The 13,578-nt window shown below is 51.2% G+C and carries 14 protein-coding genes, 1 rRNA gene and 1 other RNA gene; all 16 read left to right on the forward strand.

Translation table 11 applies throughout. From position 1 onward, the window contains the following. Positions 1 to 59: 59 nt before the first annotated feature. Positions 60 to 1,172, forward strand: coding sequence for a rod shape-determining protein RodA (rodA, locus tag JW883_08560; GenBank protein MBN1842316.1), 1,113 nt, complete (start codon positions 60 to 62; stop codon positions 1,170 to 1,172). A 176-nt stretch (positions 1,173 to 1,348) separates the two neighbouring features. Continuing rightward, entirely contained in the window at positions 1,349 to 1,732 is a 384-nt protein-coding gene (locus JW883_08565) for a polymer-forming cytoskeletal protein (protein MBN1842317.1), read from the forward strand. Positions 1,733 to 1,865: 133 nt separating this feature from the next. Continuing rightward, positions 1,866 to 2,294, forward strand: a complete 429-nt coding sequence (locus JW883_08570) for an ATP synthase F0 subunit B (GenBank protein ID MBN1842318.1) — start codon at positions 1,866 to 1,868, stop codon at positions 2,292 to 2,294. Next, on the forward strand, positions 2,291 to 2,896 hold the full coding sequence (locus JW883_08575) for an ATP synthase F0 subunit B (protein ID MBN1842319.1): 606 nt from the start codon (positions 2,291 to 2,293) through the stop codon (positions 2,894 to 2,896). Before JW883_08570 ends, JW883_08575 begins: the two co-directional genes overlap by 4 nt. Then, entirely contained in the window at positions 2,893 to 3,444 is a 552-nt protein-coding gene (locus JW883_08580; GenBank protein MBN1842320.1) for a F0F1 ATP synthase subunit delta, read from the forward strand. The genes JW883_08575 and JW883_08580 overlap by 4 nt, the downstream gene beginning before the upstream one ends. Continuing rightward, positions 3,444 to 4,961 (forward strand): F0F1 ATP synthase subunit alpha, encoded by a 1,518-nt coding sequence (locus JW883_08585; GenBank protein ID MBN1842321.1) that lies wholly within the window; start codon positions 3,444 to 3,446, stop codon positions 4,959 to 4,961. Before JW883_08580 ends, JW883_08585 begins: the two co-directional genes overlap by 1 nt. A 66-nt stretch (positions 4,962 to 5,027) precedes the next feature. After that, on the forward strand, positions 5,028 to 5,930 hold the full coding sequence (gene atpG, locus JW883_08590; protein MBN1842322.1) for an ATP synthase F1 subunit gamma: 903 nt from the start codon (positions 5,028 to 5,030) through the stop codon (positions 5,928 to 5,930). Between the two features lie 45 nt (positions 5,931 to 5,975). Then, positions 5,976 to 7,400, forward strand: a complete 1,425-nt coding sequence (atpD, locus tag JW883_08595) for a F0F1 ATP synthase subunit beta (protein ID MBN1842323.1) — start codon at positions 5,976 to 5,978, stop codon at positions 7,398 to 7,400. 22 nt (positions 7,401 to 7,422) lie between these two features. Next, the gene (locus JW883_08600; protein ID MBN1842324.1) at positions 7,423 to 7,848 is read left to right on the forward strand and encodes a F0F1 ATP synthase subunit epsilon; all 426 of its coding nucleotides are present in this window, start codon (positions 7,423 to 7,425) and stop codon (positions 7,846 to 7,848) included. Between the two features lie 85 nt (positions 7,849 to 7,933). Further along, on the forward strand, positions 7,934 to 8,659 hold the full coding sequence (locus JW883_08605; protein ID MBN1842325.1) for an NTP transferase domain-containing protein: 726 nt from the start codon (positions 7,934 to 7,936) through the stop codon (positions 8,657 to 8,659). Between the two features lie 269 nt (positions 8,660 to 8,928). After that, complete coding sequence (gene zapB / locus JW883_08610) at positions 8,929 to 9,171, forward strand: cell division protein ZapB (GenBank protein MBN1842326.1); 243 nt, start codon at positions 8,929 to 8,931, stop codon at positions 9,169 to 9,171. Between the two features lie 14 nt (positions 9,172 to 9,185). Then, entirely contained in the window at positions 9,186 to 9,464 is a 279-nt protein-coding gene (locus tag JW883_08615) for a cell division protein ZapA (GenBank protein MBN1842327.1), read from the forward strand. 18 nt (positions 9,465 to 9,482) lie between these two features. After that, positions 9,483 to 9,667, forward strand: a non-coding RNA gene (gene ssrS, locus JW883_08620) — 6S RNA. 400 nt (positions 9,668 to 10,067) lie between these two features. Then, the gene (gene rny / locus JW883_08625; protein ID MBN1842328.1) at positions 10,068 to 11,630 is read left to right on the forward strand and encodes a ribonuclease Y; all 1,563 of its coding nucleotides are present in this window, start codon (positions 10,068 to 10,070) and stop codon (positions 11,628 to 11,630) included. 46 nt (positions 11,631 to 11,676) lie between these two features. Beyond that, positions 11,677 to 12,960, forward strand: coding sequence for a tyrosine--tRNA ligase (locus tag JW883_08630; GenBank protein ID MBN1842329.1), 1,284 nt, complete (start codon positions 11,677 to 11,679; stop codon positions 12,958 to 12,960). Between the two features lie 229 nt (positions 12,961 to 13,189). Continuing rightward, positions 13,190 to 13,578, forward strand: a 16S ribosomal RNA gene (locus JW883_08635); the annotation flags it as partial.

The following is a 13,578-nucleotide window of genomic DNA, read 5'->3' on the forward strand; positions in this document are numbered from 1 at the left end:
GGTTAGGCGACTTAGGGATTGAACAATTCATTCAATTCCTAATCTCCTGAATTTGATCGATGTTTGATCGAAGATTGGTTCAACACTTTGATTGGGTGTTATTGGCCTTGGCGCTGGTTCTTGAGGCCATCGGCATCCTCACGCTTTACAGCGCAGTGAATGCCAGTGCGCATGTGGCTGATTTGACGTGCCCCGTCTACCTTAAGCAGACCTATTGGTTTGGCATGGGAATCGCCGCCATGGTTGCAATGTTTCTTTTCAATTACAAGTGGCTGCACCGATGGGGTGGGGCTGCATACGCCTTTTCCGTTGGGCTTCTGTTGGCAGTGGCCTTTGCGGGAAAAGAGGTATCCGGTTCTCAGCGTTGGCTTGTGGTGGGTTCATTGTCGTTTCAACCCTCAGAGATAGTCAAGATTGCTGTAGTTATTGTTTTGGCAAGATATTTTTCGGATTGTTGTTCTGAAGAAGGTTTCACTCTCAAGAGTCTTTGGAAACCCCTTGTCTGGACCTTGGTCCCGTTCATCTTAATTGCGAGACAGCCGGACTTAGGCACAGGTCTTGTTGTGCTTCTCATCGCAGGGTCTATGACCCTCTTTGTGAAGATTGAACGTCGATCCATGATCTGCTTGACCGGCGCTGGTGTATTGGTGTGTTCGGTGGCATGGTTTTTCCTGAAAGAATATCAGAAACAGCGTATTTCAGCATTTTGGAATCCCGAAACAGACCCGTTGGGCGCCGGTTATCATGTCATTCAGTCGAAGATTGCTGTCGGTTCCGGCATGGTTCTGGGCAAGGGATTCTTGAAGGGGACCCAAAACGCTCTTTCCTTCCTTCCTGAGCAGCACACGGACTTCATTTTTTCTGTCCTGGCCGAAGAGTGGGGCTTCTTGGGTTCGGCCATGGTCGTGACACTGTATCTTTTGTTAATCATCTGGGGGTTAAGTATTGCAATACGTTCCAAAGAGCCTTTCGGAACCATTTTGGCTGTGGGTATTACCAGTATGGTGTTCTGGCAGGCCATCATAAACGTGGGAATGGCCTTGGGGTTGCTGCCAGTGGTGGGTGTAACCCTGCCCCTAATCAGCTATGGCGGCTCGTCGCTGGTGGCCACCATGCTTGGGATCGGAATTCTTATGAATATCAGTATGCGCAGATTCATGTTCAAGGATTGACGGCTTCGCAGGAAGTCCATCTGCGGCGTTGCGCTTTATTTTTCGTCACTGCGACGTACGATTAGTACGCCTCATTCCTCAAAATTCGCGCGCCTTGCATCTGGAGCTTCCTGCTGTGCCGTCCACTTGAGCGAGTTCTTCAAGGATTGACGGCTTCGCAGAAAGGGAGACGCAACATGAAAACAAGAGGGAAAGAAATACAGACGTTCCTGGGTCCGGAGACCACGCTTGAAGGCAAGCTCGCATTTGAAGGGACCGTGAGACTGGACGGGCATTTTACCGGGACAATAGAAAGCAAGGATGGAATGATGATCGTTGGGGAAAAAGCGGTCATTCGTGCTGATATCTTGGTGCACACTGCCACCGTAAGCGGAGAGGTTAGCGGCAATATCCGAGCCACAAACTGTATTGAGTTGCATCCACCGGCCCGCGTGTTTGGTGACCTGCATTGTCCGGTGGTTGTTATTGACGCCGGGGTGGTTTTCCATGGCAACTGCACCATGAAAGCTAATGATGACGGGGGAGCAAAGACGATCAATTTGGCTGAATGGCAGACGTGACTTAAAAATAATAGAAAAAAACCTTTGACAAGCTGCCCGTCGTGGTGTATAGACGGGCAGCTTTTTGGTGCGTATGTTGTCATGTTCATTTGAAATTTCCTAAACGATCAAGAGAAGAAAGTGGGAGTCGGTCATGATTAGTGTTGATTGGACTTTATTTCTCCAGATGGCAAACTTCATTGTGCTGATTTTCATCCTCAACGCCGTCCTCTATAAACCTATCCGCAAAATACTCATCGAAAGAAAGAAAAAAATCCAGGGCGCCGAGGAATCCATTAAGGGCGCTCAACAGGATGCCGCCGAAACCATGCAGACATTTCAAACAAAGATCGGTGAAGCCAAGATGAAGGGGCATCAGCAAAAAGAGGGCCTGAAGGAGGCCGGCCAGGAGGAGGAAAGGCGGCTTGTAGACGAAATCAACCAGAAGGCGCAAGCGGACCTTGAGGCGGTACGGGTTCAGATTGCCAAGGATGCAGGGGCCGCCAGGGACAAACTAAAGAGTGAAGTGAAGGCTTTCTCGGCTGCGATTGCCGAAAAGATACTCGGGAGGGCTGTATCATGAGCGTGTTTGTCAGGACGGGGAAGGTTCGCTATATTGTCGGCCTTTTGGTCGTTGTTTCGGTTCTGTTTGCTGTCGGGTCGGTTTTGGCTTCCTCTGAGGGCGGACACGGAGAAAGCAGCTTTGACAAGGGCAAGGATCTGATCTGGCGGATAATGAACTTTACGGTGCTTGCCGGCGGGCTGATTTTTCTTTTAAGGAAACCGATTGCCAAGGGCCTTGAATCCAGGCGACAGGGGGTCATGGATCAGTTGGATGACCTGGAACAACAGAAGCAGGATGCAGAAAAGCAGCTAGCCGAATATAAGGCAACACTGGCCCGACTCGACCAAGAAGTGGAAAAAATCATGGCCGAGTATATGAAGGACGGTGAAGTCGCAAAGGCAAAAATCATTGAGGAGGCAAAGGCCACGGCTGAAAAACTCCAGGAACAGGCCAAGAAGAACATTGAGCATGAGTTTCAGAAGGCCAGACAGGAGTTGAAGGCGGAGATGGCCGAGCAGGCTGTAACCATGGCAGAGGCCTTGATCAAGAAGAAGATCAAGGACGAAGATCAGGAACGTATTATTGGCGAATACTTGACAAAGGTGGTGGTAGCCCAGTGATAAGTCTAAGGATTGCTAGACGGTATGCCAAGGCGCTGTTGTCGATTGGCAGGGAAGACGGCCAGGCCGAGACATACAAAGAAGAGTTGGCAGGTTTTGCAAAGCTCCTGGAACAACACAAGGAGTTGGAGATGGCCATCTCCAACCCCTTGTATAGTGCTGAAGGTCGCAAGAAGGTCTTACAGGCTGTTGTGGAACGTTTCGGCCCGTCCAAGGTGATGGCGTCCTTTCTTTTCCTGTTATTTGACAAGGGCAGGATTCAGTATGTGAAGGACATATCAACCTTCTATGAGAAACTGACCGACGAACTCGCCAACATTGTCCGAGCCGATCTTGTGTCAGCCGTGGAGCTGCCTGAAGAAAGCGTTGAAAAAATCCGGGCCGCCCTGTCCAAAAAGACAGGCAAGGATGTAGTGATGGAGACCAGGGTCGACCCGGCCTTGATCGGGGGTGTGGTGACCAAGATCGGGGATTTGGTCTTAGATGGAAGCGTGAAAACGCAGCTTATAAGTCTAAAAGAATCTTTGCAAAGGGGTGAGGGAATCTGATGGAAATTAGAGCCGAAGAAATCAGCGACATTATCAAGGGGCAGATTAAGGACTACGACAAGAAGGTGGACGTGAGCGAAACCGGGACCATCTTGTCGGTGGGTGACGGCATCGCCAGGGTATACGGCGTGGAAAAGGCCATGTCCATGGAGCTTCTCGAATTTCCCCATGGGATCATGGGCCTCGTCCTCAATCTGGAAGAAGACAACGTGGGCGTAGCGATCATGGGCGAAGACTTCGAGCTCCAGGAAGGAGACACGTGCAAGCGGACCGGTAGAATCGCCGAGGTGCCTGTGGGCGATGTGGTTCTGGGCAGGGTCATTTCTGCCCTGGGTGAGCCCTTGGACGGAAAAGGGCCGATCGACGCAAAGGAGTTTCGCAGGGTTGAGATGATCGCTCCGGGCGTTATTGCCCGCCAGTCTGTGAACGAGCCCATGTACACCGGCCTTAAGTCGATCGATGCCATGACCCCTGTGGGCCGCGGACAGCGGGAGCTTATCATTGGCGACCGCCAGATCGGAAAGACGGCCATCGGGGTGGATGCGATCATCAACCAGAAGGGCCAGGATGTGGCCTGTATCTATGTGGCATGCGGTCAAAAGAAATCCACGGTTGCTCTGTTGGTCGATGTATTGGAAAAACACGGCGCCATGGAATATACCACGGTCATATTGGCCTGTGCCAGCGACCCCGCGACCCTGCAATACATTGCACCCTATGCGGGTTGTGCCATGGGTGAGTACTATCGGGATAACAAGAGGCATGCCCTGATTATTTATGATGACCTTTCCAAACAGGCAGCGGCATACCGCCAGATTTCCCTCCTCTTGAGGCGTCCTCCGGGACGTGAGGCCTACCCAGGGGACATCTTCTTTAACCACTCCCGCCTACTGGAACGGGCTGCCAAACTAAATGATGAGCTGGGTGCCGGTTCCCTGACTGCTCTTCCGATTATTGAGACCCAGGCGGGTGACGTTTCGGCCTACATTCCCACAAACGTAATCTCCATCACAGACGGGCAGATCTATCTGGAGCCGGCTCTTTTCTTCTCCGGTGTGCGTCCTGCCATTAACGTGGGCCTTTCGGTCTCGCGCGTTGGTGGTGCTGCCCAGGTAAAGGCCATGAAACAGGTGGCTGGTTCTTTGCGTCTTGACCTGGCCCAGTTCCGTGAACTCGAGGCCTTTGCGCAGTTCGGAAGCGACCTGGATAAGGCCACACAGCAGCAGTTGACCCGGGGGACCCGTCTCGTGCAAATCCTGAAGCAGCCCCAGTACGCACCACTTACCATGGAGAAGCAGGTGACAATTATATACGCTGGGACCAAGGGTTTTCTGGACAAGTATCCTTTGGACGTTCTTGGGAAATACGAGGCAGGGTTGTACCCGTTTATGGAGAGCAAGTATCCTCAGATCTTCAGCGAACTTGCGGAGAAAAAGGCTATCAGTGACGACCTGGATAAGAGCATGGCAAAGGCCTTGGCTGAATATGGTGAGGAATTCAAAGACACGATCAAGTAGCCGGTGATCATGTGATCAGCGGCTACTTGTTGTCTATATACTTAGTTGTGCATATAGAGGTAAGGTATGGCGACGCTCAAGGACATAAAAAGAAAGATCGTTGCGGTTAAAAAAACGCAGAAGATCACCAAGGCCATGAACATGGTGGCAGCCTCTAAGCTGAGGGGCGCCCAGGAAAAAATGGAAGCATTCAGGCCTTATGCTGATAAGTTCGCCGAGGTGTTAGGGAGCCTGTCCGAACGTATAGAGGCGGACGAAGAACATGCCCCCCCTCTCCTTGTGCCACGGGCAGAAGTAAAAACCATTGATCTGGTCCTCATGACTTCTGACCGGGGCCTGTGCGGCAGCTTCAATACGAACCTGATAATCAAGGCCGAAAAGTTTTTGAAGGAAAAGGCAGACCAGGGTATTGAGGCACGGCTCATTTGCATGGGGCGCAAGGGCCGGGATTACTTCCGTCGCAGGAAATTTAGCATCATCGACCAGCACATAGGCGTGGTGGGCGCACGATTCGGCTTCAACGTTGCGGTCAATGTCGGAAGCGCTGCTATCGACGGGTTCCTGGACGGCCAAACCGATGAAGTTCACATGATTTATTCGGAATTTGTTTCCATGGCGAGGCAAATGCCCACGATAAATCAGCTCGTACCGATCTCCGGTGTCGAGAAGGTCGAGGAAGCTGAGAAGGCAGAGGATGTGGGCTACATTGCGGAACACATCTGTGAGCCCTCGGCAGAAGAGCTCATGGCGGAGATGCTTCCCAAGCAAGTCTATGTCCAGATCTTCAGAGGCTTGCTGGAGACCTCTACGAGCGAGCATGCAGCCCGTATGGCAGCCATGGACAATGCAACCAAGAATTGCATGGATATGATCAGTTCGCTCACCTTGATTTACAACAAGGCCCGCCAGGCAGCCATTACCGCAGAGCTCATGGACATCGTGGGCGGCGCCGAGGCCCTAAAGGGTTAAAATAGGGTTATAGAAGTTCAATAGTATATATGGGAGGTCGAGAGCATGGCAAAAATAGTTAATATGGGAAGAATCACCCAGATCATCGGCAATGTGATCGATGTGGAGTTTCCGGAGGGGCAGCTTCCCCTAATCTACACGGCCCTGTTGATCAGCAATCCGGGAATCAATGACGAAGAAGACAACCTGGTGGTGGAAGTGGCGCAGCACTTGGGTGACCGGGTGGTGCGCACCATTGGTATGGACATGACTGACGGGCTGGTCAGGGGAATGCCTGTTAAGAACACGGGCAAACCGATCATGATGCCTGTGGGTGACGCAGGTCTGGGTCGAGTCTTGAATGTCGTGGGGCGGCCTGTGGACGGGCTTGGCCCAGTGGAAACAGACAAGTATGCCCCGATCCATCGTCGAGCACCGGAATTCACAGAACAGGATACGACCGTAAACGTGCTGGAAAGTGGTGTGAAGGTGATGGACCTGCTGGTTCCCTTCCCCAGGGGTGGCAAGATGGGCATGTTTGGCGGCGCTGGTGTGGGGAAAACCGTTATCATGATGGAGATGATCCACAACATTGCGATGCAGCACGGCGGCATTTCCGTGTTTGCAGGCGTGGGCGAGAGGACCCGGGAGGGAAATGACCTTTATTATGAAATGAAAGGATCTGGCGTGCTTCCCAGAGCGGCCCTTATTTACGGACAGATGACCGAACCTCCGGGAGCGCGGGCGCGCGTGGCCCTTTCGGCGCTCACCGCTGCAGAGTATTACAGGGACGAGGAAGGAAAAGATGTGTTGCTGTTTATTGACAACATCTTTCGTTTCACTCAGGCGGGCTCCGAGGTCTCCGCCCTTCTGGGCCGCATGCCCTCTGCGGTAGGCTACCAACCCACGCTGGCGGTTGACCTGGGAGAACTCCAGGAGCGGATTACGTCCACCACCAAGGGTTCTATCACGGCGGTCCAATGCGTGTATGTGCCGGCAGACGACTTGACAGACCCGGCGCCGGCCACCACGTTTGCCCACCTTGACGGCACCGTGGTGCTCTCCAGGCAGATCGTGGAGCTCGGGATCTACCCGGCTGTGGACCCGCTCGATTCAGTTTCCCGTATTCTGGATCCAGTAGTTCTTGGTGAGGAGCACTATTTAACGGCTCGTAGAGTGCAGGTGATCCTGCAGAAGTATAAGGACTTGCAGGATATTATTGCCATTCTTGGTATGGACGAGCTTTCTGAGGAAGACAAACTCACGGTTGGCCGGGCCCGCAGGATACAACGTTTCCTCTCACAACCCTTCTTTGTGGCGGCGGAATTTACCGGTACCGAGGGTAAATATGTGAAAGTCGAAGATACCGTCAAGGGCTTTAAAGGGATTTGTGAAGGCGAATATGATGATCTTCCCGAACAGGCCTTCTACATGGTCGGTCCGATCGACGAGGTCAAGGCCAAGGCTGAGAAGATGGCGGCAATTGAGTAGCATTTAAGGGTTAGGTGGGATTATGGCAGGCAATATCACGTTGGAAGTAGTGACCCCTGATAAATCGGTTGTGAGTGAAGAGGCCCAAATTGTGGTCGCGCCGGGGGAATATGGGGAGTTTGGCGTCTTGATCGGCCACACGTCATTTCTGACGACACTGAAGATAGGGATGCTAAGATACAAGGACCAGGGCGGCGCTGAACGTGTGGTGTTTGTGAACGGCGGTTTTGCAGAGGTCTTGCCTTATAAGGTGACAATCCTGGCCGAGTCTGCTGACCGGCGCAGAGACATAGACGTGGATCGGGCCAGGGCCGCATTGAAGCGGGCTGAAGAACGCCTGGCCGAGGTAAGCAGGAGAGAGGACCTTGATTTCAGGCGTGCCCAGGTAGCGTTACAGCGGGCAGTCACCAGAATAAAGATCGGGGAGGCCAGAAGGGGGACGGGTTAGACACATTTGTTGACATATGGAACTGACGGAAGGGGCAAGTTAATTGACTTGCCCCTTCTTTTTTGGTAAAATTTTTTTATTAGTCATGCAAGACGTAGTTGCCATTATTCTAGCTGCGGGTAAGGGCACCCGGATGAAGTCGGACCGGGCAAAGGTGCTTCACGAGATGGCCGGGGCGCCCATGATCCGATATGTGGTCGAAGCTGCACTGGGTGTTGTCGAGAATGTCGTGGTCGTTATTGGCCACCAGGCCGAAGGTGTACGGGAGGCGCTCGAATCGTACCCGACTCTTCGCTTCTCGATTCAACAGGAACAGTTGGGCACTGGACATGCCGTCATGACTGCCATGCCTGAGGTTCGTGCCGGGATTCATGACGCTGTTATACTATGCGGGGATACGCCTTTGATAAAGCCGGAGACGATTCGTGGCTTGATTGATCACCACAGGGCAACAAGAGGCGATCTGACCTTACTGGCTACGACACTTGAAGAGCCTTTTGGATATGGAAGAATCATTTCTGATGCTCAAGGGAATGTGATCCGGATTGTCGAAGAAGCTGATGCCACTGATGCAGAGAAGGAAATCAGCGTGGTTAATTCCGGAACTTATTGTGTGAAGATCGATTTCTTGAAAAAATTCTTGCCAGGTTTAAGAAGCGACAATGCCCAGGGTGAATTCTATTTGACCGACGTTGTGGAGCGGGCATACGGAGCAGGTGATCCCGCATCCCTTGTAGAGGTTCGCGATACATTGGAGGTCTTGGGGGTGAATACCAGAGAGGAGTTGACCAGGGCCGAGAGCTTGCTTTAGGAGACGAGACCTTTGCAAAACGTCCCTTTTCGCCCGATTTCTGCGTCAGGCTCATTCGCCGGAGGCGGACTCGAAATACTCCATGTATTCATGTGGTTAATCCGCCTGAGGCGGATCGTCTTCCTTGAACTTGAACAAAAATTGGCATTTTTCAAAGGCCTCGAGACGAGGGAAGATGGCTTAAAATCCCCTTGACTTTTGCCAGGAGGCTCGTCTATACAGGATATTAAGTTTATTAAAAAAACTCAGAAGTATCTTGGGAGTTCATTGTGGATGAGGATAGTATTTCCCAGCGCTTTGATAGGCTTGAAGAGAGGGTAGAACGATTAGTTCAGACGTGTAGTGATCTCCGAGAATCCAAATCAGGACTGGAAACAAAGGTAAAGGACCTTGAACAGGTCCTTAGGACAAAGGAAGCAGCCGAACGGGGTTACGTGGAAGAGAAATCCGTGATCCGGTCTAAGGTGGATGACCTGCTGGGTAGACTGGATCAAGTTCTCGACTCAACATAGAAGCCTGAGCTTTTGTGGACCGAATAATCAGCATAAAACTGTTTGACCAGGACTATACGTTCAGAGCTGACGCCAAAGTGTTCCAGGCTGAGAAGATCGTCGATTATGTGACCGAAGAGGTAGAAAAGGCCTGGGTTTCTAGTGAGGTCCCTGGCAAGCTTGACACGGTCATATTGGCTGCATTGAATATCGCTAACGACTATTTTGAGATGAAGCGATGTCGCGAGGAGTTTTTGCAGGATATTGATCATCGTTGTAGAGTCTTGATTGACCATATTGGCAACAATGTGTGAATGAGGGAAAAGCGGGCGAAACCCCTGCCGTGCTCGTGTTCGGTGGAAGTTTTTTTTGAGCCAACACTTATGAAACGGGAACCTTCTCTTGCCTTGGTGTGCATGTTCTGTGTTTGCAGAAAAGCCTAAAGAGGCAATGAGGTGCCCACCTGTGCAAACAGGTTCAAGAGATGCTGCCGACACGGCACTGTGGTGGGGGTTACCCTTTACATATGAGAAAGACGGTAACGGAACAAGGCTACTGATGCCTAGATATAACCGGGAGCAACCGTGATTTGCGGCTTCTCAACTGACAGTTCCCTGTGCAGGGGCCTACGTAAGATCGTCATTGTTGGTCATAATCACAGGGGTGTGAATGCAGGCACAATGGTAGCTGAACAAGACAAGTCAAGCGATCAGTAAACTGTTGATCGTCGAATACGGCGTCAAGCCAGCCTAATTTGTTTTGGCCTTTCCGTGGTTTTTCACCTCCACCGGTATCTCGCCCGTTAAGCTCTAGTTCAAAAATGCAAGTCCAAATCCTGTGGGTCCGTGTTCTTTTACTGCGTGGGTGTGGTTTTACCCGTCGTTAAGAGTTCAGCCCACTAAAGGGGGTATGCATATATGGAGATAACCGCAGTAATCTTTCTAAGCATCATAGTGTTTGCACTGGGTTTTCTGGTTGCCTTCTGGGTTCGCAGCAGACTGACGGCGGCCAAGATCGCGGCAGCGGAACAGGAAGGCCGCAATATCGTAGAGAAGGCTCAAAAGGAAGGGAAGACCGTCTTAAAGGAGGCCAAGCTCCATGCAAAAGATCAACTCTATCAGATGAAGCTTGACTTTGAAAATGAGACAAAGGAAAGAGAGGCCGTACTTAAGAAGCGGGAAAATCGCCTTACTCAAAAAGAAGAGACTATTGAAAACAAGTTGGAGCACTTGGAACGCCGTGATTCCAGCGTTAGCGCAAAAGAGGGACAATTGACACGGAGGGAAGGGGCGCTTCAAGGCCAGGAGGCGAAGTATGAATCCTTGATTGAGGAACAGAAGATGCTGTTGGAAAAAATCTCGGGTTTCACGGGTGAGGAAGCGAAGAGTCTTTTGATCAAAGCCATGGAAAGCGAGGCTCGTTATGAGGCGGCAAAACTGATAAAGCGTATCGAAAAGGAGAGCCGGGAACAAGCAGATCGAAAAGCCAGGAAGATCATTGCCACAGCAATCCAGCGCTATGCCGGGGATTATGTGGCAGAGAAGACGGTCTCCGTTGTGAACTTGCCGAGTGACGATATGAAAGGTCGGATAATTGGACGGGAAGGACGAAACATTAGGGCCATCGAAGCTGCCACAGGAGTTGACCTGATAATAGATGACACTCCAGAGGCAGTAATTCTGTCAGGATTTAGTTCTGTTAGACGTGAAGTGGCCCGCCTATCTCTGGAAAGACTGATCAATGATGGCCGCATCCATCCCGCCAGAATTGAGGAGACGGTGAAAAAGGTCTCAGAGGAGGTCGACACGCAGATTCGTGAGGCGGGTGAACAGGCCGCCTTTGACTTGGGGGTCCATGGGATTCATTCTGAACTGATTCAACACATCGGAAAACTGAAGTTTCGAACAAGTTACGGTCAGAATGTGTTGCAGCATTCCATGGAAGTCGGATTTTTGTGTGGGATTATGGCTGCAGAGTTGGGGTTGAACGTGAAGCAAGCAAAGAGGGCTGGGCTGCTGCACGACATCGGCAAGGCCATAGACCATGAAGTTGAAGGTCCCCATGCTTTGATCGGGGCAAAGTTGGCCAAGAAGTATGGAGAACCGCCTCGTGTGGTACACGCAATTTCTGCTCATCACGAAGATATTCCCCCCGCATCGGTTCTCGCGGTCATTGTTCAGGCAGCAGATACTCTTTCAGGGGCACGGCCAGGCGCTCGCAGAGAGACACTGGAGAGCTACGTGAGACGTCTGGAGGATTTGGAGAAGATTGCTGAGTCTTTTGCCGGGGTCAGCAAATCGTATGCAATCCAAGCGGGCCGGGAGTTGCGGATCATTGCGGAAAGTGAAACGGTTTCAGATTCTGAGGCTGTTCTGCTGAGTCGGGATGTCGCAAAAAAGATCGAAGAATCTCTATCTTATCCAGGTCAAATCAGGGTGACGGTGATTCGAGAAACCAGGGCCGTCGATTTTGCCAAGTGATAGTAGTTTGGCGGTTATAATCAGTGTGTCTGGAAGGACAAGACCATTGGACAACGTTTTTGACGTATTAAGACAGCGCGGTTTTGTGGAACAGACGACCGGCGACGAAGCCATCTATCGTCTATTTGAGGAGACCGTGACCTGCTACATCGGATTTGATCCTACGGCATCCAGTTTTCATGTGGGGAGCTTGATTCCGATCATGGCCTTGGCCCATATGCAACGACACGGGCATCGACCGGTTGCGCTGGTCGGAGGTGGCACCGCTTTGGTGGGAGATCCAAGTGGAAAGACTGAGATGCGGCAGATGTTGACGGCGCAACAGGTGAACGAAAATGCCGAAGGGCTGAAAAGGCAATTGGCGAGGTTTATGAGTTTCGAAAAGGGCCAGGCGGTGCTTCTTAACAACGCGGAGTGGCTTACGAAACTCGCATACATCCCTTTCTTGAGGGACATTGGACGTCATTTCAGCGTCAACCGGATGTTGACGAGTGAATCTTGTCGGTTGCGCCTTGAGACAGGGCTCAGTTTTATTGAATTCAATTATGTCCTTTTGCAGGCTTATGATTTCTTGCATCTTTACAGGACCCAGGATTGCGTCTTACAGATGGGGGGTGCTGATCAATGGGGAAACATTGTGGCAGGTATTGACCTGATTAGGCGCGTGGAGCAAGGCACAGCTCACGGCATTACATTTCCCCTCATAACAACTAGTTCGGGAGACAAGATGGGTAAGACGGCAAAGGGCGCAATTTGGCTCGACCCGGAACTGACCTTGCCCTATGACTATTTTCAATTCTGGATCAATACTGCTGATGCTGATGTGATAAGATTCATGTCCTTTTTTACATTCGTGCCTTTGGCGGAAATTGAGGCAGCGCGCAATTTGGAAGGATTCGAGCTGAACGTTGCCAAGACGGTTCTGGCTTTTGAGGCGACCAAGCTGGTCCATGGCCAGGACGAGGCTGAGAATGCCCTCAGGGCCTCTTACGGGTTATTCGGCGTCAGGACAATTGACCCACAACTTTTTGTTTCCAGTACAATACCCAGGGACCCGGCCTTGAGGGACGTGGAATCAATCCCCACCACCATGATTGATCCGGATCGATTGCGCAAAGGCATTCCGGCATTCAAGTTGTTTAGGGAGGTATCGCTGGCCAAGAGTGGAGGGGAGGCCAGACGACTTATTGAGCAGGGTGGCGCGTACGTAAATGATAGGCGAATCGAAGCGATTGATACGGTGGTTAGTGATAACGACTTGAATAAGCATGAGATCTTGCTGAGGGCGGGCAAAAAGAAATATCACAGGATTAGACTAGACGTTGAATGACACATTTTTTTTGGGGTACAGAGACAAAAACAAAAAAAAGTTATTGACAAAGGCTACCAGTGGGTATAATAAAAGAGACTTTCTCGGACGAATGGGACGAGAGGCGGGCTTGACAAGCCATAGAGAAAATGCTATATTTATTTTAGTTTTGTCAGCTGGCTTTGATCTTTGAAAACTAAATAGTGATTTTGTGATGAGTTGGGCTCTTCGAAGATTTCGAGTGTAAGTTTAATTGGAGAGTTTGATCCTGGCTCAGAATGAACGCTGGCGGCGTGCTTAACACATGCAAGTCGTACGAGAAATCTCTCGCTTGCGAGAGAGAGTAAAGTGGCGAACGGGTGAGTAACACGTGGGTAATCTACCTTCGAATTCGGGGTAACCCGCCGAAAGGCGGACTAATACCGGATAATATCCAGAGTGCCTTGGTGCTTTGGATCAAAGGTGGCCTCTACATGTAAGCTATCGTTGGGAGATGAGCCCGCGTGCCATTAGCTTGTTGGTAGGGTAACGGCCTACCAAGGCGACGATGGCTAGCTGGTCTGAGAGGATGATCAGCCACACTGGAACTGAGACACGGTCCAGACTCCTACGGGAGGCAGCAGTGAGGAATTTTGCGCA

The organism is Deltaproteobacteria bacterium (genome assembly GCA_016930875.1).
GTDB lineage: Bacteria > Desulfobacterota > Desulfobacteria > Desulfobacterales.